The sequence below is a fragment of the Megasphaera cerevisiae DSM 20462 genome, assembly GCF_001045675.1.
GTDB classification, from domain to species: domain Bacteria; phylum Bacillota; class Negativicutes; order Veillonellales; family Megasphaeraceae; genus Megasphaera; species Megasphaera cerevisiae.
Genome location: NZ_LEKT01000021.1, coordinates 18390 through 42249 on the forward strand (window position 1 = coordinate 18390; position 23860 = coordinate 42249).

Consider the following 23860-nt stretch of genomic DNA (forward strand, 5'->3'; position numbering starts at 1 on the left):
TAAACGAATCTATCGTTTCCCGTTCTTTGGCCGCTTTCTTTTCATCAGCCATATTTCCTGCCTCCTACCTTGCTAATTCTTTAAACGCATCGTAGCCGTTAGCTTCAATTTCCTGAATCAGCGAAGCATCTCCCGTCTTGACGATTTTACCGTTAATAAGGATATGGACAAAATCCGGTTTGAGTTTCTGCAAAATTTCACTGTGATGCGTAATGACCAAAATCGAATTGGTTTCGTTGTGATACTGCGCTACTGTTTCCGAAACAATGCGAACTGCATCCACATCAAGGCCGGAATCAATTTCATCAAGCATCGTCAATTTCGGTTCCAGCATACACATCTGCAATATCTCCGCTTTTTTCCGTTCGCCGCCGGAAAACCCATCGTTGACATACCGTTCCGCATATGATCGATCCATGGAAAGCTGATCCATCTGCTGCCGCAGCTTTTTGCGAAAAGGCATAATGCGCTGTGACTGTCCGGTAATGGTGCCCTTAGCATTCCGTATAAAGTTTTCCACCGTAATCCCCTGTACGGAAATAGGTGCCTGAAAAGCCATAAAAATGCCGGACTTTGCCCGTTCATTGACAGGCTCTTCCGTAATATCCCTGCCCTCAAAATAAATTTTTCCGGCAGTCACAACATATTTGGGGTTGCCCATAACAGCATTAAACAATGTCGATTTGCCGGCACCATTTGAGCCCATAATAACATGCGTTTCTCCTGCATTTATTTGTAAGTCGAGTCCTTTCAGGATTTCCTTGCCTTCAACAGCAACCTTCAATCCTTCCACTCTTAACAATTCTCCCATGTTTATCCACTCCTAATAATTCAAACATCCTTTCGAATGCGTATTATAAAGTATACCTTTTGACTACACTTAGAGTACTCCAACTTCACTTCAAAGTCAACCTTTTTAGTGCTTTTTCTATTTTATTTATGCATACAATTTTATTCATACCATGTATACAATAAAGAAATGATCTTTTACGAATCCCTGTATCTGTTTCTCAATTTTCTGCGGATATCGCTTTTCATCCATATCTGCATAATCAAAACAAGCACAGCTAAAAGGAAAAGACCTATTACGGCCGCCGAAAGGCCTTCCATAACCATTGCATAAATAAGGTATATAAAAACAACAGCCCACAGAAAATATGTCAGCTTTTTCATATCCGTTTCCTCACATATGATCTTTCTTCCGGTCCCGCATTGCCAGGACAGCTTGAATATACATTGCACATTCTATACGTTTTTTCTGAATATGACAGCTCAGAGAATAGGGTGTCTGTATATCTCCGCCGTAGGTAATATTATTAGCATGACAGCCGCCGCTGCAGAAAAATTTAGCCCAGCACCGGCAGCACTCCGGCTTATTCAAAACATGCATATCGCGGAACGTTCTTGGAATATCTTGATTGGTAATACCATCATATACCGTACCAATAACATATCCCTCTTGTCCGACAAACTGGTGACACGGATATATATCGCCGTTTGGCGTAATACACATATATTCATGTCCCGCCCCACAGCCGCGAAGCCGTTTGGCAATACAAGGACCTTTATATAAATCCATAATAAAATGATAATAAATAAAAGGATCTCCCTCTTCATACCGTTTCAAATATAGCCTGGTCAGATTGTCATACTCCTGATAAATGCGCGGCAGATCGGTCTCTGTAATAGCATATGACAAATCATCACCCACGACCGGCTCCATAGACAGTCCTGCAAAGCCTAAATCTGCCATGTGCGCCACATCCGCAGTAAAATCCAGATTATATTTTGTATACGTTCCGCGAACATAATATTCTTCACCATTACGGTGCTGTGCCGCATAAACGAGATTCCGGGCGCAGGTATCATAGGAATTGCGGCCGCCTGCGTCCGGACGCATACGATTATGTATCTCCGGACGTCCGTCAAGACTCAGAATAAGACTGATATGATTCTCCGTCAGATAGATTACTTTCTTCGGATCCAGAAGCATGCCGTTCGTCGTCAGCGATAATTTAAAAATCTTGTCATGAAGTTTTTCCTGTTCCCGAATATATGAAATAGTTTGCTTGACTACATCGAAATTCATAAGCGGCTCGCCGCCAAAGAAATCAATTTCACAATGCTGCCGCTTGCCTTCTGTACTGGCGATGAGAAGATCTACCGCGCGCTTGGCCACGTCAAAGCTCATAAGCTCTCGTTTATGCGTATCATAATCTCCCTGGGAAGCAAAGCAGTATTGACAGCGTAAATTACAGTCATGGGCAATATTAAGACACAAAGATTTTATGACCGGCTCCTCCTCGGCAACCACCTTAAAGGATTCACACATAGGCGCAAAAAGCAATTCCTGAGAAATAAGCTCGTCCAGTTCTGCCATTATTTCATTTAAATCCGACCGCGAGTAGGTATTTTCAAACGTTTGCCATACCTTCGGTTTATTTGTGCCATCGTACACATCCAAAATATCGTACGTCATTTTATCGATCACATTCATGATGCCGCTATTGACATCCAAAAGCATATAGGTGCCGTCCAGGCAATACTTGTGAATCATTGGTTTTATTTTTTCAGCCATAGTTCCTCCATACAAAAAGAAGACCCTTTACCTCACGGTAAAGGGCATCCCCTTAATAATCATTATTTGTTGCAAATCTGGTTGCCTACTGTGCAAGAAGTTTTGCAAGCAGACTGGCAGGATGTCTGACATTCGCTGCAGCCAGCATGCTGTGTCGTTTTCTGAATTGATTCTGTGTTGATCGTAATAATGTGCTTTGCCATCATCTTTCACCTCACTGTCAAGATTAGTCTTATTTTACCACACCATACGTATTTCTACAATATATTAAAGAAGCTTAAACCCTTCAAACATAAAGTTTTTCCCTACCCTGACAACAATAGACCGTTCATGAAAAACATCATTAGTATCAAAGAAAATATCGAATCCACCCTTGTAGGTCACATAAACAGAATTGATACGCTGAAGATATCCGCAAATTTCTTCTGCCGTAACCTCCGGCTCTTCATCAGACCGCCATTTTTTGTTTTTGAAATTAGCAATAAGGGGGGCATGCGCTATGACACGTGAGCGATGAGCCAATACCCAGTTCCAAATTTCCTCACTATAGCGGTAGGCCTCTTCCTCTTTTCCTTCTTCAAGCCCTTCTAAAGTAAACAAAACCGGTTTGTCTTCAAACATGATTTCGTCCATGTAATTGCCCTTAACATACTTTAAGTTCATATAGAATGAGCCCTCCCTCACTATTTCAAAATGATAAAGGATTATTGTCCAAACAGCTTCTATCTTACCCACTTTTATGTCATTTGTCAATAAAGTTGAATGAAGTGATTTTGCCGCATCAGGCATCGTGCCCCATAAACCATATATCTCGAAACAGCGGGCGCGTATGCGGGCTCCCAATGCTATGTATTTTTGCTTTTACCCGGACACAAATCCGATAAAAAGCACTGATCGCATAAAGGTTTTCTCGCCTTGCATATGCGACGTCCATGCCAAATCAGCCAATGATGAGCCCGGCTCCACCATTCCTTAGGGATCGCTGCCTGCAGCCCCTTCTCTACCTCCAAAGGATTCTTTCCTACTGCCAGCTGCAGACGGTTTGACACACGAAAGACATGCGTGTCGACAGCAATTGCCGGCGTATCAAACAAAATACTGATAAGTACATTAGCCGTTTTTCTCCCCACTCCCGGCAAGGTTACCAGTTCATCAAAGGTACGCGGCACCTCCCCACCGTAGGTTTCGCATAAAATAGCGCAAGCAGCCATAATGTTTTTCGCCTTGCTGTGGTACAGGCCGCAGGTTCTGATTTTATCCTCCAAACCTGCAATACCCAGCTCTAAAATTTTCTGCGGCGTGTTATATTCGGGGAACATGCCGGCAGTTACGATATTTACCCGTTCATCGGTACACTGTGCCGACAAAACAACGGCAATCATAAGCTCAAACGGCGTTTTATAATGCAGGGCTGATTTCATAATGCCATATTGGCTTTGAAATCGATCAAGCATTTCCTGTTTTATTTTTTTTGTCACCTTCATTTATTTCCCTCGCTGGTATCAATCACTTCATTCAAGCTGCCCATTTCATATCCACCTAAATCGAGCGTCACATAGGGAAAGCCGCAGTTGCGGAGCGCCCGGACAATCTCTTCGCGATGTGCCATAACAGCTCCCATTTCCTGCAACGCTACCTCAATACGGGCCACATCGCCATGATATCGTACGCGTAATGAGCCTTTGATATATGGTGCAATGGCAACCTCTGCCTGATCAATCTGTCCCAATCGCTGCGGAGTCAGCGCAATCCCGTATGGAATTCGGCTGGCCAGACAGGCCGCGCTCTGTTTATCCCAGGTCTTCAAGCCCGCCATTTTAGAAAGAGACCGAATGTCTTCTTTGCCAATACCTGCCTCGATCATCGGGCTCCGGACATGAGCTGATAATTCCTTCAAAGCCTGCATGCCCGGGCGGTAATCGCCCAAATCATCAACATTGCCGCCATCTATTACCCAAGCGTACTTTTCTTTGGCAGCCAACTCGACCAAGGCATTAAATCTTATTTTTTTACATATATAGCAGCGGTTCGGAGGATTTTGGACAAATTCCTCATTATCAAATTCCGTTGAATGCACCACCATATGACGGATTCCGATTTGTTCTGCCATATCGCGTGCTTCTTCCTCTTCACACTGCGGCAACGTAGGTGATACAGCTGTAACCGCCAACGCATCCTTGCCCAAAACGTCATGCGCCACATAGGTCAAAAAGGTGCTGTCCACGCCGCCGGAAAAGCCGATAATAACCCGTCGCATCTCTCTTAAAATACGCCGCAGCATTTCATATTTTCCCATTAATTCTTTGTTTTCCATATGCTATATGCCCTCCCCCGTACAGTCAGTTTTTCATGTATTGCCGGCTAAAAGCATGCAATATATTCCTTAAGTCCGGCGTCAAATAGGTATCCGACTGCTGCCATACTGCTGCCGGAACGCCATAATATGCCTCGGCTGCAGCGCCTGCAATAGCAGCCTGTGTATCCGTATCACCGCCTAAAGACACAGCATTGCAGATGGCATCTGCAAAACTCTCACTTTCCAAAAAAGCCTCGAGAGCCTCTGGGACACTCGTTTCTGTATCAGACGTAAACGTATATCCCGGCCGTATCTCTGCCAGCGTTTTATCCATGGGATAGAAATACTGGCGCAAATAAGCACGAATAGCCTCTTTGTCAGCTCCGGTCCGTGCCAGATAAACTGTCGATGCTGCTGCAATGGCCCCTTTGACAGCCTGCGGATGATTATGACTGACAAGAGCCGTCAGCTCCGCCAGCTCCTGTACCTCAGTCAGTGACTCACCGACCCAGGCTGCCGGAGATACCCTCATAGCGGCACCGTTGCCATAGCTGTTATATGGACCCGCTATGTCAGACAAAAACCACTGCTTAAAATATCCCCCAAATCCGACATCCGGATATATGCGGCACCAATATCGCAGCTGACGGCACAATGCGTCCGTATAACCGCATTTTGTCTTTTTCCCTTCCATCAGCGCGGCTGCGACGGCAATAGTCGTTACCGTATCATCCGTAAAATGGGCCTTCGCATCAAACCACATAAACTTTTTCGTTTTGATAGGTGGAAGACAGCCTTCATATGACGAACCAGCAATATCTCCAACAATTGTGCCAAACATGAATTCACCTTCCTGTCATTCATCCGCAAACTAAACCTAATAAATACCCTTTCCTGTAATCGTATTTATTATAGCATATTTTCATACAGGACATGGATAGGATTCTATCGTGCAACATAAAAAAAAGCACTGCATGATGAAGAAATATTCTTCTGGACATGCAGCACGGTTACATACGGCTTAAAAGAAATGAGCCGATTCTTCCTTCAATATTTTTTCGCGAAGTGCTGACAGCTTGGGACTGCGCTGCACCCACATTTCCTCTGGATTGACCAAACGAAGGTATTCCGGCCACAGCGTATCAACCTGCTCGTCAGCGTACGCCATAATTTCCCGCAGCGCCGGCTTTTTATATACTAACTCTCCCTGTAGAAAAATAGGCTGCAGCATCTTGCGAACCGTAAAGGACCCGCCGCGCAGCACACGAGAACGCCACGGCGCCTTATCACTCGAAAGGTAAAGATCTTTTTCCGGATCAATGACTTCTCCTTCAAGGATAATAACATCGGCCTTCATTTTTCCGCTCTTTTTATCATAAATCCGAAGAACATTTTTCATACCCGGATTCGAAATTTTCTCAGCATTGTCACTCATTTTGATCTTTGGTACAAACAGATCCCCATCGTACTGGCCGACCAGCTTGAATACACCACCCAAAGACGGGCTATCTTTAGCCGTAATCAAATGGGTACCGACACCCCACGAGTTAATAGCGCATCCCTGCGCTTTCAACTCTGAAATCAAATTTTCATCCAAATCATTAGAAGCCGCAATAACAGCATCGCCAAAACCGGCAGCCGAAAACATTTTATGCGCTTCTTTAGACAAATAAGCCAAATCCCCGCTGTCTAAACGGATGCCGTAGGCCGTAGGCAGCGTACCGGCCTCTTTCATTTCCTTGAAAATCGTAATTGCGTCAGGCACCCCTTGCTTTAGTGTATTATACGTATCCGCCAAAAGAATCAGATTATTCGGATACTGACGCGCATACGCTCGAAATGCTTCCAGCTCCGAGGTAAAGCTCATCACCCAGCTATGTGCCATGGTGCCTAAAATGGGAATATCAAACAGTGCCCCGGCAAGGACATTGCTTGTGCCATTGAATCCCCCAATCATAGCAGAACGGGCGCCGTATATACCTGCCGATTTGCCCTGCGCACGCCGCAGGCCAAATTCCATAAGCGCATCGTGTCCGGCAACCGTGCGCACACGACGGGCTTTTGTAGCAATAAGGCTTTCATGATTCATGATCATGGACATACAGGTTTCCAACAGCAAGGCTTCATCTTTTTTTGCATGAACCCGCAGCAGAACCTCCTGCGGAAACGCGACAGTTCCTTCCGGCATAGCATAAATATCACCCGTAAAAGAAACTCCTTTCAAATATTCAAGAAATACATCCTGAAAAATTCCGGTACTCTTTAAATAGGCCAGATCATCGTCACTGAAATGGATATGATGAACATAGTCAATCAGATGCTCCAATCCTGCAACAACTGTATAACCGCCATCGAAAGGATTCGTGCGGTAATAGCGATCAAACACACAGGATTGTTCATGCCGGCCTTCAAAATACAATCCCTGCATCATCGTCAGCTGATACAAATCGGTTAGTAACGCTTTCGTATACAATATACTCGCCTCCAAAGAAATATTAGCTTTATTATACATCATGTTCACACGTACGAGCAATGAAATTTTACACTTTCCTTACCATGCTTTTACATCTGTCATATCAGCAATGCCATTCTATCATTCAATAGGCATTCATGATATAATGGTCTTTGTATGTCATATGATACTACATACGTAAATGCATAGAGGAGGACAGACATGAAATACAGATTAATGCTTTTGGGAGCTTCCTTATTTTGGGGCGGTGCCTTTGTAGCACAGCGTGTCAGTACAGATACCATCGGCCCCTTTGCCTTTAACGGCCTGCGATTTTTACTTGGCGCAGCCGCAATTCTTCCCATAGTGTATTGGCATCATAACATCAACAAAACGGAGCGGCCGATTCATTCTTGCAAACTGCCACTGCCGGCTGCCTGCCTGCTTTTAGGGTTTCTGCTCTTTGCCGGCGCCTCCTGCCAGCAGATCGGCATGATATATACAACAGCCGGTAAGGCCGGATTTATTACTTCTCTGTACATTGTTGCCGTCCCGCTATTGGGCCTTCTGATAAAGCAGCCGCTGCGGCTGTCTCATGTGGGCGGCTGCGTTGTTTCCTTTGCCGGCCTGTACGTATTGGCCTTTCATAGTGACGGTCAGGCCATCAACATTGGCGACCTGCTGGAGCTCACGGGCGTATTGTTCTGGTCACTTCACATTTTATACATTTCTCAGTGCGTCCGTTATTTTTCCGGAATAGATTTGGCACTAGGACAGTTTGTTGCCTGCGGCCTGTATAATCTTGCCGCGATGCTCATCACCAATGAAACACTGACTCTTGGCGCGGTTCTTGCTTCCGCTATCCCATTATTATATTGCGGCATCCTTTCCAGCGGAGCCGGCTTTACACTGCAGATTTTAGGACAAGAAAAAGTTCCGCCTACGGAAGCATCTCTGCTATGCAGCTTTGAAATGATCTTCAGCGCTGCCGCTGGCTTCCTTCTTTTAGGAGAACTATTAACAACGCGGGAGCTCATAGGCTGCGGTCTTATGGCAATCGGTATTTTTACGGCCCAGATCCCCAGCAAAGTCATTTTTCAACTAAAAAAAGCATAAATCAGATATTACAAAATGCTTCAGCCGGGCATCTGCGCAGCTGAAGCATTTTTATATGTTACTTTTTTCGCCGTAGCACCCGTTGTACTGCCGCTATCACATCCAGATCACTCAAGCCATACGCTTTTAGCAGTGCATCGGGACTGCCCGATTCACCAAATCGGTCTTTTATGCCTACAAGCTCAACAGGAACACAGCAGCATTGTGCCAACACTTCACATACGGCACTTCCCAGGCCTCCTATGCACTGATGCTCCTCACATACAACCACGGCCTGCGTTTTAGCCGCACAAGCCGCTATCATTTCTGCATCCAGCGGTTTGACAGTATGGACGTTGACAACCTGTACGGATATCCCTTCTTTTTCCAATACCGCGGCGGCCTTCAAGCTTTGATACACCATTATCCCGTTTGCAAAAATAGTGGCATCTGCCCCGTCCCGAAACACAGCGGCCTTTCCCAGCTCAAACGGCGTTTCATCTGCTGTGATAACAGGTACGGCGCTGCGGCCAAAGCGGATATACGACGGGCCCTGCCTGTCATAAACAGCCATCGTCGCTTTAAACGTTTCCTTGTAATCACAAGGAACCACTACCATCATATTGGGAATAACACGCATAAGTGCCACATCCTCCAAGGCCTGATGCGTCCCCCCGTCCGGTCCGACAGAAATACCGGCATGCGCACCGCCCAGCTTGACATTCAAGCTGTTATAGCAGACCGTATTTCGAATCTGATCCCACGCCCGGCCGGCCAGAAACACGCCGTATGTCGATACAAAGGGAACCATTCCTGCTAAAGACATCCCTGCGGCTGTACCCACTAAATCCTGCTCTGATATTCCCATATTGATATATTTTTGAGGATATTTTTCACGTATCCATTCTGTCCGCGTCGATTTGGCTACATCGGCATCGACAACCACAACATTCTCGTGGAGACGGCACAGCTCCAACAGAGCCTGCCCATAGCCGTCACGCATTGGTACACCCTCCATTATGGCACCTCCCTGGATAATTCTCTCATAGCTTCCTTGTACTGCGCCTCATTAGGGGCGGTTCCATGCCATTTGGCCTGATTTTCCATATACGAAACGCCCTTGCCCTTGACCGTATGCGCCAAAATCACAGTCGGACGGCCTTTACACTTCTTTGCCCGTATAAATGCGTCATGAAGAGCCCCTATATCATGCCCATCCGTTTTGATAACATGCCAGCCGAAGCTTTGCCATTTTTTATCCATCGGATGCATATTTTTTATATCATCAACAGCATCAACCAGCTGCATGCCGTTGCAGTCAACAATCAGACACACATTATCCAACTGATACTGTGGCGCAAACAGCGCCGCTTCCCAAATCTGTCCTTCCTGCTGCTCACCATCTCCGATAAGACAATATACACGCTGCGGTTCGTGCCGGTATTTAAAGGCATACGCCATGCCGTTAGCAATGGACAGTCCTTGTCCCAAAGACCCGGCGGAACAGTCCAGACAAGGCAGCTTTTCCATATTGGGATGTCCCTGAAGTGCGCTGCCTATCACCCGCAGCGTACTTAGCTGACATTCCGAAAAAAAGCCCCGGTGCGCTAACACACTGTAATACGCCGGCGCAGCATGCCCCTTGGACAAGATAAAGCGATCCCGCTGCGGCTGCTGAGGCTGATCAGGAAAACAGTGAAATACATCCGTAAAATACAAGGTCACTAAGATTTCCACTGCCGACAACGAGCTGCCGGGATGACCTGAACCGGCCAGATAAATGGATCGTACCGTATCCTTACGGATCTGCCTGCATAACTGTTGAAGCTCATTCATCATCTATACATGCCTCCTATATGAAAGCGTTTATACTGCATTATAAAACAAAATATAATATCACAAAAAAAAACGCACCGTATCAGTATATAGCTCGCTTCGATACGAATGCGTTTTTTACGAACAAAACAAACAGCCAACTCAATGTCTGGTCAGTTTGATATACAGCATATAAATCGTAAACGTAACAAGAGCTGCGATGATAATGCCTATAAGTCCTGACATAACAATCACTTCCTTTGTCACGTTTATTGTACAATGATTATACACGTAAGTCAAACAAAATATGCCGTTATTGTATACGTACGCATCGCTTTCTATATTATTTCATCTGATCATCCATCCCACCAGAAATTCCCTTTTGTGAATCCTCAGCATTGCCGCTTTTGTCTTGCTGCTCCTTTTTCATTTCAGGAATATCATTTTTCAGCTTTTTAATATCCGCCGTAAACGTATCGTCAAAATCATCGGGAATAGTGGCCAATGCCCTTTCGGCTGCCGCCAATTGCCCATTTTGTATAAAAACTTTTGTCATTCCATACATATGTAAATCTTTCAGTTTTCCTTCAGGCCCATTCATATATTCCCTTGTCATTGACACAACCTGCTTCCATTGCCCAGCCCTGGCCTCTGTCACTGCCTCTTCATACAATGTCTCTTCTGACACATCATGGAATACATTCCATGCATAAAATCCAATGCCTCCCAATAGGATAACGATAAGCAACACAACGAACTTCTTTTTCCCATGCTTCCCCGATGGCGCTTTATGACTCGGATAAAATCTGCTGTCGAGGAACTGTTCTGAATCAGGCTTTTCATATGGCATAGCGTAGCCACCCTTCATAAATAATCAAAAGCTAAAAACAACAATACTGCAAATCTTGTCCTCACTACGATTCCTGATACTGCCGAATTGGTTTTTTTTTATATATTTTTATAGACCTTCTCAACGCATACACTTGCCGCAATAAGGACACTTTTCCAAAACTAATCACCCGATTCCAAATCACTATGTTTTAAAAGTAAGGCATGTATACCGAATATCCGCCATCCTGTTAAAAGAAAAAAATGCTGTACGGTAACGATACTCATCTCACGAAGGGTACGTATGCATGAGTCTATGGTACTATGGCACGCCTTTTTTTGTTATATCTATATATTACATCATATTACATCCGCATCAACAATAAACCGCTGTTATATTTTCAACTCCCCCCGCAGCTATGATGCCGCCATTTATTTTTCATGATTATTATACTCTCCTCCTTCTTACCTGGTCAAATGATTTGAATGATAGCCAGATGTTCCTTAACGTATACTATTCCTCATTCAAATCATCAGGATACAAGCCTTTTTTAATACGCCTGTCTATCAAAAGAAAAAAAAAGTCAGTCAAAATGACATTGCTGTCATCCTGACTGACTTTAACCGCCGCCGTGCATAGCCCGCTTTTTATCATAAAACTGGAACGAATTTTTGGAGGAAATTTGTTCTCGAAATACCTCGGCACTATACATGCACAATATGGTGGGAATAAGTGGATTCGAACCACTGACCTTTACGATGTCAACGTAACGCTCTAACCAACTGAGCTATACCCCCATGCGATTCATGCGACTTTTTAAGTATACCGGAATATGGTACCCCTGTCAAGAATTTTTATTACCAAGGCACCTGTATCCTAAGTGATACATTGCCATGCGCATAAAAGTATGTTCCCGTCCTTTAGATTAGTGCGATCTATGATTTGTCTCATGGCCCCTATCTCGCCATAGTACAGCTGCTGCTGATTTCCATCTTTTAGCATATTTTTGACATTTTTCGCATAAGTGTTCTAGTGATTCCGGCGACTGCAAATCTGTCGAGGGCGCATTTGATTCATGAATGATTTTCGGCAGTATAGCGGGATTTTCCAACATAGGGCAAGGGCGCAACAAATTATCATTAAAAGGCTGACATTTATGATACGCCATGCATAATGGATTTTGAAGTGCTTGCAGCAATGTGCCGGTATGAATATTCGTATCTGAATAATGAATAAAGACACACGGTTCAATATCTCCGTTGGCGTTGACATGAAGATAAGATCGTCCTCCGGCAATACAGCCATTGATAAGTTCCCCATCATTTTGAAAATCAATAGTAAAAAACAATTTAGGGCATTGTTCTGACCGGATCTCACGAACGCGATGATATACATAGGTTCGTTCTTCCGGCGTTAACAATAAATCAGTAGCAGCATCATTTCCTACCGGCATATAATGAAAAAAACATGCATATTTACAGCCTGCACGAATGACCATATCAAAAAAATCATCTGACGTTACATCTTTATAATTAAGTCTAGTATAGCAAACTGAAATGCCGAACAACAGACGATGCCGGCGTAAGATTTCCATTGCCTTCATGGTACGCTGAAAACTTCCCCGTCCTCTCCGCTCATCATTTGCCGCTTCAAAGCCTTCTACACTCAATGAAAAGGATAGATTTCCAACAGTCACTGCAGATTCGCAAAATGCATCCGTAATTAAAGTTCCATTCGTAAACACATGAAATTCACTGGTAGGGTGTTTTTTGGCCAGGGTAATAATATCGTTTTTTCGTATCAAAGGTTCCCCACCAGTAAGTAAATAAAAATGACATCCTACTGCTTCGCCCTGCCGCACAAGACTATTCATATCCTCATTACTTAGATTCATTGTGTGTTCATATTCAGTAGCCCAACACCCTGTACAATTCATATTACACATAGAAGTCGGATCAAAAAGAATAGCCCATGGAATATTGCACTTTTGGGAAACCATCAATTGATGACGCAAATTATTTCCTCGATACCCCGCTTCATATGCCATATTTAAAATAAATGTTTTCAACACATGCAGATCTGTATCTTGTAATAAATTTCTGGCATATTTCCACCATTTAGACTGCGGTTTTTGCAAGTATTCCCTCATATATGAAAAAGCATTTTTCCCCAACAAATTCCGGTCATAAAAGGAAGAATTAAAATAGGTACTGGCCAACGCCATCACATTATGCATTCCAGTTGTAGGATCATCTCTCATATGCCGCATCGCCAACTCTAATTTTTTGCTTAATACCATACGAGTCACTTTACTTTTAATTGCATTCATACCGCATCACTCCATCTGTCCTCTTCTCTTACAAGTAACCCTTCGTACTGTATGTCGCAGTACATTTTGACATAAGAATATGAGTTAGAGAACCAATAACACGTTGTACGCCATGTTAAATGCTGTAAAAAATGAAGGATTAAACAAATCAGTTATAAAAAAGCTCAGTATCTCTATCTGCATATGCCGCAAAAGAAGAATCTGGCTCTCCTATGCGACACTCGCACGGTACTGCTGTTGTTATTAGTATACTTTTTTACTGTACATATAACAATATGTGTATAAATATAATATACTAGAAAAGTTACGGTGCAGCATCATGCATTCTCTTTTCAATGAAATACGCCAATTCTCTGCCGCTCATCACCCCGGTATGTTGCCTTGCAATTTGTCCGCCTTTAGCAATCAATACGGAAGAAGGAACCGCTGTAACACCATAATCGTCAGCCACAGAAACGGAAGCCATATAAAACGGCCTATCCGGGAGAACATCCTGCATAAAAGCTGCTGCATCCTGTTTGTTCCCATCCAGCGATACAACAACAAAATATATATTCTTCCCATAGGTATTCCAAACACGCTGTACCGCCGCCAGCTGCTCTTTGCATGCCTCACTTCCTGACATCCAAAACAAGAGATACACAGGTTGCTCATTATACAGCTTTCTCATGTTGACTGTATGTTCATCCGCTGCGGTCAGTACAAAATCGGGAGCCAGCATTTCCGTCTCAGACAGCATAGCCTCTTCTGCTTTTTTTATGTCTTCCTTTTCTGCTATACTGACATCTTTTCCGGGCCAATATAACAGGATGCATGCAGCACAAAGTATGGCAATCACAAAAAGGATCTTGTTTCTTATGGTATTCTCTTTATATTTCATAGAAAATTCCTTGCTGATTAATTTTTTATCAGTATATCACAATTTTTTCCATTTAACTATTTTTTAGTACTCTCTTTTCCAAATTTTTTAATAACAAGTGGCAAATTGTAGCCGCTTCTTGACTTAGAGTGTACTCCATCCTGTATAGTATAGGATAAACGAGGAGGCGATAAAATGAAAATCAAAGAAGTCAGTGAATTGTATGGGCTGACGTCAGATACGCTGCGCTATTACGAACGAATCGGCCTGATTCAGGAAGTCCCCCGCGACAAAAACGGGATTCGCAACTATTCTGAAAAGAATTGCGCAACTATTGCGTTTATTAAATGCATGCGGGCAGCTAATGTATCGATTGACGGACTCATCCAATATATCACGTTGTATCGTCAAGGTGACAACACACGAAAAGCCCGCAAGGAAATTCTGATCAAAGAACGAAATCATCTGAAGGAACGCATGGACACCATGCAGAACGCATTGGATCATTTAAATCGAAAAATAGAAACCTACGATACATGGAATACCTGACCCTTCCTCCTGATAACGTATACAAAGCAGCAATTCCGACAGTATATCTGTTGCAGAATTGCTGCTTTTTTCTTTATAAACCAGCTTTTTATTGTCTTATTTGCTGCCAGCCGCTAATGCCGTCCATGCATCGGCCACTTTTGCAAATTCATCAAGCGTAAACGTCTCTCCCCGGCGGCCGCCATCAATCTCACTCGCTTCCAATATCATACATACCTGTTCCTTGGACAATCCAGCTGCTTTGAGTGTGTTGGCAAAGGTTTTGCGGCGCTGAGAAAACGCTGCCTTGACAACCTGAAAAAATCGCTGTTCTTCCTTGACCTGTACGGGCGGTACCTTACGTACATCCAGCGAAACAACTGCAGAGGTTACTTCAGGGGCCGGCATAAAAGCCTTGGGAGGAATTTCAAACAGCAGGTGCGGCTCCGTATAATACTGAACAGAAACAGACAAAGCTCCATAAATTTTGCTTCCCGGACCGGATACCATACGCTGAGCTACTTCACGCTGCACCATGACAACAATTTTCTCAATCGGTAAATGCTCCTCCAAGAGCTTCATAATAATGGGCGTCGTAATATAATAAGGCAAATTGGCGCATACCGTAAACGGCTTGTGGTGCATGACTTCTTCAATATCGATCCGCATAATATCGCCGTGGATAATATGAACATTGGGATAATGCTCCAAGGTTTTATCGAGTACAGGCAAAAGGCGTTCATCCAATTCCACCGCCGTGACTTCCGCACCGGTTTCCGCCAACGCCTGCGATAAGGTTCCGATCCCCGGTCCGATTTCCAAAACCGGATCACCTTCAGCAAGATCAGCCGCGTCTGCAATATCATCAACAACGGAATGGCGGACCAGAAAATTCTGACCTAGTTTTTTATTCATGCGCAGCCCAAATCGATTCACAATATAGCGGACTACCTCAGGATTAGATAAATCAACATCCTTCACTATCATTCACCTCATTTATTTGACAAACGGCCCGATCCCATTCTTCCCGGGTAATCCCAAAATGATTGAGCCGTTTTAAAAACTGTTTGCTGTTGCCATACCCGATACCAAGTATGGCTCCTAATGCGGCGCGCCTGTCTGCGGCTTCTGGGGTGCCGTTCAGCCCGACGGCCAGCAGATCTGCCATCGTAAAATCCGCGGCCGGCTCATATACGGCACAACGCACCTTGGATAAGGCCAAACGAATCGCCGCTTCCGAAGCCTGTTCAACGCCTAGATCATCGTTGGCAATAGCATCTTTGCGGGGAATAAAGGCATGCTTGGCATTCGGGAATCGTTCGGTTAGATACGCCCGGATCTGCTCTCCTGCCCTATCGGGATCGGTCAGTATGATAATACCTCTCTTTTCGTAGGCATACCGTATCTGCGTAAGCGTTTCCGGACGCAGACAAAATCCATCCGTCGTAATCATATCCACTTCTATATGGCTGGCATGAATACGAGCCACATCTGATTTTCCTTCGACGACGAGAACCTCTTTAATCATGGTCAGATCCCTCCGCATGCTGTAAAATGAAATCGGCCGCACGCAATATAGCCAGCACGTTGTGTTCAAAAACAATGCCCCCTTGAAGGTAGATCATATAAGGGGCCCGTATCGGTCCGTCAGCGGATAATTCAATAGATGAGCCTTGTACAAAATCACCTGCCGCCATAATAATTTTATCAGCGTAGCCGGGCATATCGTCTGGAATCGGCGTAACATGAGCATCAACGGGAGAAAAAGACTGTATTCCTTCACAAAAAAGACACATATTTTTCTCATTTTTCAGATAAATAGTCTGGATCAGGTCATAGCGCGGTTCTTCCTGATCTGGCGATACACGGAAACCCAGCCTGGAAAAAACGGCTGCCGCAAAGACAGCGCCCTTAATCGCCTGTGCGGTAACGTGCGGTGCCATAAAAAATCCCTGAAAAAAGAGACGGTATCCGGCAGCATACGAGCCAAGCTCTCCGCCCAACCCAGGTGCCGTCAAATAATCAGCGGCGGCGCCGACCAAATCCTCCCGGCCGGCAATATATCCGCCGGTGGGAGCAATCCCGCCGCCGGGATTTTTGATAAGAGAACCCGCAATAATATCCGCACCGGCCTCAATGGGTTCTTCTTCGGCAGCAAATTCGCCGTAACAGTTATCAACAAAGCAAATTGTTTTAGAGCTGGCCCGTTTAACAGCACGAATAATAGTGCGGATATCTGAAATATTCAAAGACGCCCGTGTGCTGTATCCACGAGACCGCTGGATAAGAACAAGCTTGGGCTGCTTGGCAGATACAGCGGCTTCAATTGCCTGCAAATCAAAGGCATTGTCTTTTAACGGCACTTCCTCATATACGACCCCCTTTTCTATCAAAGAACGGGGTGTTTGACGGGCATAGCCTATAACGCCCTGCATCGTATCATACGGAGCGCCGATAAGAGAAAGCATCCGATCCCCCTTCTGCAATAAGGCACAGAGAACCGTTGCCAGAGCATGAGTGCCTGACACAAAATGCGGACGAACCAGCGCCTTTTCCGCTTTAAATACACGGGCAAATACTTCATCCAGTTTTTCCCGGCCCATATCACTATAGCCATAGCCGGAGGTTCCTGCAAATTGATACGAAGAAAGCCGCGCGTCCTTATAAGCCTGCAATACCTTTTGCGTATTATGCAGGCTTATCGTGTCAATTCGTTCAAACTGTCCGGCGCAAGAAGCCATCGCATCTTTTCTAATTGTTTCCAAATCCATAGCCAAAAAATCCATATCCTTTCTATAATCCACTATGCACGCCTTCTTGCTGCCAGGGAAGCTGACGGATGACCGCCGCTGCCAAAGCATCCTCCGAGGCATACCTATTTTTTTCAAACCAATGTATATACGGCATGCGCTTATACCAGGAGATCTGTCTCTTGGCAAAACGACGGGTCCGTATTTTTATCTGGCAGGCCGCCTCCTGCAGGGTGCTGTTTCCATCCAGATACGCCGCAATTTCACCATATCCGATAGCCTGCATGGCCTGGCATTCTCTTGAAACACCGCTGTCCAGAAGGCCCTGCACCTCTTCGATCCAGCCGGACTGCAGCATGCTATCGACGCGGCGTTCTATGCGCTCATATAAAATCTCCCTGGGAAGGGTAAGGCCTACCACAAACGCATCATATGCAAACCGGGGGGCTTTTCCCGCCCGCACAAAGTCATAACCTTCTCCCTGCTCAATAGCAGCCATCAAACGTACCAGACGATGTGTATTCGCAAACAATTCATGCCAATCCGGCGGCTGCCAAGATGTATTTTTTTTTATATAGTCCTGCAGTTCTCCATCTGAAAAAGACGCAATACGATGGCGCGCCTGCTGCCGCAGCGCCTCGCTGACTTTTGAGCCATCAAACTGAAACCCTTCCAGCAGAGCCTGGACGTAGAGACCGGTTCCCCCGACAAGGATAGGCAGCTTACCTTCCTGATGAATAGCCTGCACGGCCTGCTCTGCCATATGGCAGAATAAAGCGGCAGAGTAGGGTTCATTCGGCTCTGCCACGTCAATGAGATAGTGCTTATAGCGCCGCAGCTCTTCTAAAGATGGCTTGGCCGTTCCGATATTCATACGCCGGTAAATCTGATACGCATCGCCGGATACAAGATCGGTATGAAAATACTGGGCCAGAGCAAAGCTCAAGGCCGTTTTGCCAACGGCTGTCGGCCCGATAATCGCAATTACTTTATCCATTAGTAGACTCACACTCCAAAACAGCATAGCCAATGCGGCTGTATCTGCCTCCGTATAATTTAGCCTCCGGAAAAGCCTGCACCAGCTCCCGAAAGGATCGGCCCTTGATAACGACACGTCGCCGTGTTTTTTTCATGGCGTATTCTATTGTTTTTAAAGTCAGTGCATGATGATCCATAATGGCACGAACAGGTTGAAAATGACAGCTTGAAGCTACGGGATGGTCGAACATAGGATCAAAATACAACACATCATATACTGGCGCCGTCTCATTTCTGAGATACGCCATATAATCGCCGGTTCGAAGCTGTATACGCCGCAGCGCCGCTGTCACATCGTGATGCGCATGCACAAAATCAGAAAAGCCCCAGGAGGTCACTGCCGCTAAAAGAGGCGAGACCTCCATGGCATGAACGACCGATCCCTGCGGCAATCCAAAGGATGCTACGATAGAATCAGCGCCAAACCCGCAGGTACAGTCCAACAGGCGTACCGGCCCGGCAGCTCCCAAGGCTTCCAACAGATGATCCGGCTTACCCTGACGAATATGCTGAATCCGCAGTTCGGCCATATTAAGACTAAAAAAATGCGTGCCCTCGTCCCGGACAATCTGCGGTCCCCGCGACGTATAAACGAGAAAGCAAGATCCATAATCCTTTGCCAGCCTGATTTCCGATCTACCCTGCCTCGCCGCGAAAACAGCTCCTATAGAGCCGGCCCATCGGGCTGCCTCTGTGATCAATCCGGCATTGGCCTTCAAAGAAGGTACTACATATATCATAACAGCCTACGTCCGTTTAAATAGTTTTGCCAGTTCATCCGGTGTAAACCGTACGATAATCGGCCGGCCATGAGGGCATACATAAGGTTTTTCCGTATGAAATAATTCTTCCAAAAGCTGCTTCATCTGCCGGATATTCAAAGTATCGCCAGCCTTGATGGCACCATGGCAGGATAAATAGGCCAAGGATCGATGACGAAGCACCGCCTTGTCCGGCGTCCCATTTTCATGAAGAGCCTGGCAGATATCCCGAATAGATCCGGCAATATCACTTGTCTGCAGGTCGCAGGGCACTTCTTCGATCCGCAAAGTCGTCGGTCCTGCCTCAGAGTAGGTATACCCCAAATCCGCAAATACATCTTTTCGTTCTGCAAGCAGCGTCATATCCTCCGCATCCATTTCAATAAATTCTGCGGTCAGAAGCTGTTGGCCCGGCATGCGTTCAACACGCTGGCAGAACCGGTCATACCGTACCCGTTCATGAGCCGCATGCTGATCAATGATGTACAGATCCTGCCCTTTTTTTGCAATAATAAAGCAATCAGCTACTTCTCCCAAAGGAATAAATACATCTTCATCCCCTTCAAAGGTAATACCCGGATGGTCTTTCTGTACAGCTGCCTCCTCCTCGTTTTGTGCCAGCGCTTGATGAAATTGGGCCGTCTGGCTAGCTGTCGGTACCGCCAGCGGGGTATGCAGATCCGTTTGGGCCGCACTATATGGCCGAGACGATGATTCCCCCAACGAATCATTTTTTATCCTGTCTGCAGATTGCTGGCTGTAGAATCCGGTTTCGGCAGGCGCATCAGGAACGGAATGCGGCGCAGGACCCGCTTCAAAAGAAAGCACCTGTGCTTCCGCCTGCGGTCTTTCCGACTGGCCGCGCAGCTCCAATTCGGTTTCTGCCGCTTCTATATGCCGCACCTGACGAGGCTGCAAATCCATTGTCGTCGCTATATTTTCCGGTGTTTCCTGTGCTACCAGTGCCGAAATAATACTATGATAAATCGCCCGGTATATGACCTGCTCATCTGCAAACTTGATTTCTGTCTTGGAAGGATGGACATTGACATCTATGGCTCCCGGATCTGTATGGAGATGGAGCATAACAAACGGATAGCCGGCTTTAGGCAGCATGGCATGATATGCGTTTTCGACAGCCTTGAACATCACCGGATTATGGACGATCCGGTGATTGACAATGCAGGTCTGCCAAGCCCGCGAGCTTTTCAACACAGATGGCTTTCCCACATATCCTTCAATACGCAAGCCTTCACTGTCATAGGTAATGGAAAATATTTCCCTGGCCAGATCCGCCCCGTAGATATTGGCAATCGTATCCTTCAGGTCACCACTGCCGCCAGTATGCAAAGAGGTGCGGCCATTATTCGTAAAGGTAAACTGAATGGCCGGCTGCGCCAAAGCCAGCTTGGTAATCATTTCACTGATTTTAGAGCTTTCGGTTCGCTCACTTTTCATGAACTTCCGCCGCGCCGGTGTATTATAAAATAAATCACTAACTTCCATCGTCGTCCCGACAGGAGCTCCTGCCTGATCTTCACTGCTGATCGTGCCACCCTCTAAAATCAAATGCGTTGCAAAGTCGTCTTCAGGACGTCGTGTTGTAATCTGCATATGAGATACGGCAGCGATGCTGGGCACCGCTTCACCGCGAAAGCCCAGCGAACTGATAGCAAAGATATCCTCTACCGTGCTGATTTTACTTGTCGCATGACGAATGATGCATTTATGAGCATCTTCCGCACTCATGCCGCTGCCGTTATCGGTTATACGCATATAGGATTGCCCGCCGTCGGCTATTTCGATTTCAATAGCCGACGCACTGGCATCAATTGCATTTTCCACCAATTCCTTGATGCAGGAGGCCGGTCGTTCCACAACCTCGCCGGCTGCAATTTTATTGCGTGTTTTTTCGTCTAATACGTTGATGATAGAACTCACTTCATACCACTTCCTTCTTTTGCTTCATTTTGCAGAGAATACAAGAAAGAAATTGCCTCAATCGGCGTCAGACTCGTCACATCGACATGCAGCAGTTTATCCAGCACCGGGCTGACAAAAAGACTATCTGCCACGGGAGCCGCCGCTGCCGCCGGCCTGATCGCGGGAACAGCCGCATTGCCATGCGCTTCTAAATCAGCTAAAATAACGTCTGCCCGCTTCAGCAGACCGTCAGGCAAACCAGCCAGCCGCGCGACATGCAGCCCATAGCTGCGGTCCGCTCCACCGGGAACAATGCGGCGCAGAAATTTAATGTTTTTACCGCGCTCTTTAACGGCAACGGTATAATTTTTTATCTTTTGAGAATCGTCGGCCATAGCGATGAGCTCATGGTAATGCGTCGCAAACAAGGTCAGCGCATGAATATGCTTCAAGCAATATTCAATAACAGCTCTGGCAATAGACATGCCATCAAAGGTACTGGTGCCACGACCTATTTCATCAAGAATCAGCAGACTGTGAGATGTCGCATGCTTCAAAATATACGAAACTTCTCTCATTTCCATCATAAACGTACTTTGCCCAGTCAATATATCATCACTGGCACCAATACGGGTAAAAATTCTATCCACCGGGCAGATAGAAGCTTCACGTGCCGGAATAAACGACCCTGCCTGCGCCATCAGGACCAATACGGCAACCTGCCGCATATAGGTCGATTTGCCTGCCATATTGGGGCCTGTAATAACGAGAACTTCATGGTCATTATGATCCAACGTCACATCATTCGGTACGAATAATTCATCCTTTAAATATCTTTCAATAATAGGATGCCGCCCTTCCTTAATAGAAATGACAGTATCCTTGTTCAAGCCCGGCCGAATGTATCGATTGTCATGCGCTGCGCAGGCCAGACTGTATAAGCAGTCCACACGCGCAATCGACCTGGCAGTTTCCTGCATAGCCGGAATATACGCCTGTATCTGCTGTCGTATCTGCGCAAATAATTTATATTCCAACACCAGCATCTGATCTTGTGCCGTCAGGACCTTGACCTCAAATTCCTTCAATTCCGGCGTTATATATCGCTCTGCATTGACTAAGGTCTGTTTACGGACATAATAATCCGGTATGGCCTTGGTATTGGCATGAGAAATTTCAAAATAATAACCAAACACCTTAGTATAGCCGATTTTCAGCTTGATACCGGTCTTTTCTTTTTCCCGTTCCTCTAAATTCTGCAAATACGCATGACTGTTAGCCGAAATCGAACGAATCTCATCCAGTTCAGCAGAAAAACCATCCCGAATCACACCGCCGTTACGGATCACAACTCCCGGATCATCCTTGATACCCTGACATAAAATATCATATACCTCCGGATGTGTGCTGACACGACTGTTCAGCCGTTTCAAAAGCTCTGCGGCACCGCCGTCCAACACGGTTTTTAATTGGGGAATACTAGCCAGAGATTCCCGCAGGGCCACCATATCCTTGGGACTGGCCGTACCTGTTTCGATACGCGTTAGTATCCGTTCAAAATCATAAATTCCATCCAGCGCATCATGCATATCCTGCCGCATGATTTCATGACTGAGAATATCTTCGACGGCATCCTGCCGCAATATGATATCGGAAATACGCACCAGCGGCGCCTCTAGCCATTTACGCAGAAGACGTCCCCCCATAGCGGTGTTGGTTTTGTCCAGCACATCCAGAAGTGTGCCCTTGCGCCCACCATTACGGACATTCTGCGTTATTTCTAAATGCCGCAAGCTCGACGCATCCATGACAAGACGCCGCCCGTTATCAATGGGTTCCAGAGAATTAATATGGGATATGTCTGACTGCATAACCTCACGGACGTACGTCAGAAGAATTCCAATGCACATCCCGGCCTGCCGGGCTGCGGCAAAGTCCGTCTGCTGAAAATATTCAGACGCTTTTTCTTCATAATCAACATCCGTCTGCTCATCGAAAGCCGTCACCGTGCACTGTGATATGCGATTGCGCAGATACGCCATAACCGAATTAATATGATCTCCCTTACGGGAATAAATCATTTCACTGGGCTCATACACGGAAAGAATATCAAGAATCGTATCCTCGCTGACTGACGCAGCGCAAACCGACCATACGCATTCTCCCGTCGTCACGTCCATCAGCGCAATCGCCATTACATCCTCTTTTTCGCACAAGCAGCCAATATAGTTATTATTCTTTGACGCCACGGCATTTTCCAACGTAATCGTCCCCGGCGTAATCACCTTGATGATTTTCCGCTTGACAATTCCCTTGGCTAATTTAGGATCTTCCATCTGTTCGCATATAGCTACTTTATACCCCTTATGGACCAGGCGCTCGATATACCCATCTGCCGAATGGAAGGGAACACCGCACATCGGCACTCTTTCCTTATCGCCGCCGGCCCTGCCGGTCAGCGTCAAATCCAGTTCCCGCGACGCCGTAAGAGCATCATCAAAAAACATTTCGTAAAAATCTCCAAGCCGAAAAAATAGTATGGCGTCCCTGCATTGCTCTTTGACTTCTAAATACTGCTTCATCATAGGAGTTAATTTTACTTTTTCT

Annotated in this window: 22 protein-coding genes and 1 tRNA gene; 2 read left to right on the forward strand and 21 right to left on the reverse strand. The window is 45.8% G+C overall.

Annotation, left to right across the window (positions count from 1 at the left end; genetic code table 11):
- Positions 1 to 64: 64 nt before the first annotated feature.
- The 8 genes from sufC to AB840_RS07715 all read right to left on the reverse strand — a co-directional run bounded on the left by sufC (position 65) and on the right by AB840_RS07715 (position 7347).
- Positions 65 to 811 carry a Fe-S cluster assembly ATPase SufC gene (gene sufC, locus AB840_RS07680; RefSeq protein WP_048514253.1) on the reverse strand — a complete coding sequence of 249 codons (747 nt, stop codon included), beginning with the start codon at positions 809 to 811 and terminating at the stop codon, positions 65 to 67.
- A gap of 372 nt (positions 812 to 1183) precedes the next feature.
- On the reverse strand, positions 1184 to 2578 hold the full coding sequence (scfB, locus tag AB840_RS07690) for a thioether cross-link-forming SCIFF peptide maturase (RefSeq protein ID WP_048514255.1): 1395 nt from the start codon (positions 2576 to 2578) through the stop codon (positions 1184 to 1186).
- A gap of 62 nt (positions 2579 to 2640) precedes the next feature.
- Complete coding sequence (gene scfA / locus AB840_RS16035) at positions 2641 to 2781, reverse strand: six-cysteine ranthipeptide SCIFF (protein ID WP_072061798.1); 141 nt, start codon at positions 2779 to 2781, stop codon at positions 2641 to 2643.
- 64 nt (positions 2782 to 2845) lie between these two features.
- On the reverse strand, positions 2846 to 3241 hold the full coding sequence (locus tag AB840_RS07695) for a hypothetical protein (RefSeq protein WP_048514256.1): 396 nt from the start codon (positions 3239 to 3241) through the stop codon (positions 2846 to 2848).
- A gap of 182 nt (positions 3242 to 3423) precedes the next feature.
- Positions 3424 to 4062: an endonuclease III gene (gene nth / locus AB840_RS07700; protein ID WP_048514257.1), complete on the reverse strand. Its 639-nt coding sequence runs from the start codon at positions 4060 to 4062 to the stop codon at positions 3424 to 3426.
- Positions 4059 to 4892 (reverse strand): ATP-dependent sacrificial sulfur transferase LarE, encoded by an 834-nt coding sequence (larE, locus tag AB840_RS07705; RefSeq protein WP_048514258.1) that lies wholly within the window; start codon positions 4890 to 4892, stop codon positions 4059 to 4061. Before larE ends, nth begins: the two co-directional genes overlap by 4 nt.
- Positions 4893 to 4917: 25 nt before the next feature.
- Positions 4918 to 5715, reverse strand: a complete 798-nt coding sequence (locus AB840_RS07710) for an ADP-ribosylglycohydrolase family protein (protein WP_048514259.1) — start codon at positions 5713 to 5715, stop codon at positions 4918 to 4920.
- 180 nt (positions 5716 to 5895) lie between these two features.
- Complete coding sequence (locus tag AB840_RS07715; protein ID WP_048514260.1) at positions 5896 to 7347, reverse strand: nicotinate phosphoribosyltransferase; 1452 nt, start codon at positions 7345 to 7347, stop codon at positions 5896 to 5898.
- Between the two features lie 201 nt (positions 7348 to 7548).
- Between AB840_RS07715 and AB840_RS07720 the strand changes: the two genes are divergently transcribed.
- Positions 7549 to 8442 (forward strand): DMT family transporter, encoded by an 894-nt coding sequence (locus tag AB840_RS07720; RefSeq protein ID WP_048514261.1) that lies wholly within the window; start codon positions 7549 to 7551, stop codon positions 8440 to 8442.
- Positions 8443 to 8500: 58 nt separating this feature from the next.
- Here the strand turns inward: AB840_RS07720 and AB840_RS07725 are convergent, their stop codons facing one another.
- From AB840_RS07725 to AB840_RS07750, 6 genes are all read right to left on the reverse strand, one after another.
- The gene (locus AB840_RS07725) at positions 8501 to 9439 is read right to left on the reverse strand and encodes a transketolase family protein (RefSeq protein ID WP_048514262.1); all 939 of its coding nucleotides are present in this window, start codon (positions 9437 to 9439) and stop codon (positions 8501 to 8503) included.
- On the reverse strand, positions 9439 to 10260 hold the full coding sequence (locus AB840_RS07730; RefSeq protein ID WP_048514263.1) for a transketolase: 822 nt from the start codon (positions 10258 to 10260) through the stop codon (positions 9439 to 9441). Before AB840_RS07730 ends, AB840_RS07725 begins: the two co-directional genes overlap by 1 nt.
- A gap of 319 nt (positions 10261 to 10579) precedes the next feature.
- On the reverse strand, positions 10580 to 11086 hold the full coding sequence (locus tag AB840_RS07735; protein ID WP_048514264.1) for a hypothetical protein: 507 nt from the start codon (positions 11084 to 11086) through the stop codon (positions 10580 to 10582).
- Positions 11087 to 11785: 699 nt separating this feature from the next.
- A tRNA-Val gene (locus tag AB840_RS07740) sits at positions 11786 to 11862 on the reverse strand.
- 128 nt (positions 11863 to 11990) lie between these two features.
- Positions 11991 to 13394: a radical SAM protein gene (locus tag AB840_RS07745; RefSeq protein WP_048514265.1), complete on the reverse strand. Its 1404-nt coding sequence runs from the start codon at positions 13392 to 13394 to the stop codon at positions 11991 to 11993.
- 304 nt (positions 13395 to 13698) lie between these two features.
- A complete protein-coding gene (locus AB840_RS07750) occupies positions 13699 to 14274 on the reverse strand; it encodes a TlpA family protein disulfide reductase (RefSeq protein ID WP_048514266.1) in 576 nt (191 codons plus the stop codon).
- 174 nt (positions 14275 to 14448) lie between these two features.
- Between AB840_RS07750 and AB840_RS07755 the strand changes: the two genes are divergently transcribed.
- Positions 14449 to 14802 (forward strand): MerR family transcriptional regulator, encoded by a 354-nt coding sequence (locus tag AB840_RS07755; protein WP_048514267.1) that lies wholly within the window; start codon positions 14449 to 14451, stop codon positions 14800 to 14802.
- 96 nt (positions 14803 to 14898) lie between these two features.
- Here AB840_RS07755 and rsmA read toward each other — a convergent pair whose 3' ends face one another.
- The 7 genes from rsmA to mutS are packed head-to-tail and all read right to left on the reverse strand — an operon-like array spanning position 14899 to position 23838.
- Positions 14899 to 15762, reverse strand: a complete 864-nt coding sequence (gene rsmA, locus AB840_RS07760) for a 16S rRNA (adenine(1518)-N(6)/adenine(1519)-N(6))-dimethyltransferase RsmA (protein ID WP_048514268.1) — start codon at positions 15760 to 15762, stop codon at positions 14899 to 14901.
- Positions 15749 to 16309 carry a ribonuclease M5 gene (gene rnmV / locus AB840_RS07765; RefSeq protein WP_048514269.1) on the reverse strand — a complete coding sequence of 187 codons (561 nt, stop codon included), beginning with the start codon at positions 16307 to 16309 and terminating at the stop codon, positions 15749 to 15751. Before rnmV ends, rsmA begins: the two co-directional genes overlap by 14 nt.
- The gene (locus tag AB840_RS07770; RefSeq protein WP_048514275.1) at positions 16302 to 17552 is read right to left on the reverse strand and encodes a methionine gamma-lyase family protein; all 1251 of its coding nucleotides are present in this window, start codon (positions 17550 to 17552) and stop codon (positions 16302 to 16304) included. The genes rnmV and AB840_RS07770 overlap by 8 nt, the downstream gene beginning before the upstream one ends.
- A 22-nt stretch (positions 17553 to 17574) precedes the next feature.
- Positions 17575 to 18528 (reverse strand): tRNA (adenosine(37)-N6)-dimethylallyltransferase MiaA, encoded by a 954-nt coding sequence (gene miaA / locus AB840_RS07775; protein WP_048514270.1) that lies wholly within the window; start codon positions 18526 to 18528, stop codon positions 17575 to 17577.
- The gene (locus AB840_RS07780) at positions 18521 to 19309 is read right to left on the reverse strand and encodes a class I SAM-dependent methyltransferase (RefSeq protein ID WP_053078148.1); all 789 of its coding nucleotides are present in this window, start codon (positions 19307 to 19309) and stop codon (positions 18521 to 18523) included. The genes miaA and AB840_RS07780 overlap by 8 nt, the downstream gene beginning before the upstream one ends.
- Before the next feature lie 6 nt (positions 19310 to 19315).
- Complete coding sequence (gene mutL / locus AB840_RS07785; RefSeq protein WP_048514271.1) at positions 19316 to 21271, reverse strand: DNA mismatch repair endonuclease MutL; 1956 nt, start codon at positions 21269 to 21271, stop codon at positions 19316 to 19318.
- Positions 21268 to 23838: a DNA mismatch repair protein MutS gene (mutS, locus tag AB840_RS07790; protein WP_048514277.1), complete on the reverse strand. Its 2571-nt coding sequence runs from the start codon at positions 23836 to 23838 to the stop codon at positions 21268 to 21270. The genes mutL and mutS overlap by 4 nt, the downstream gene beginning before the upstream one ends.
- Positions 23839 to 23860: the final 22 nt, after the last annotated feature.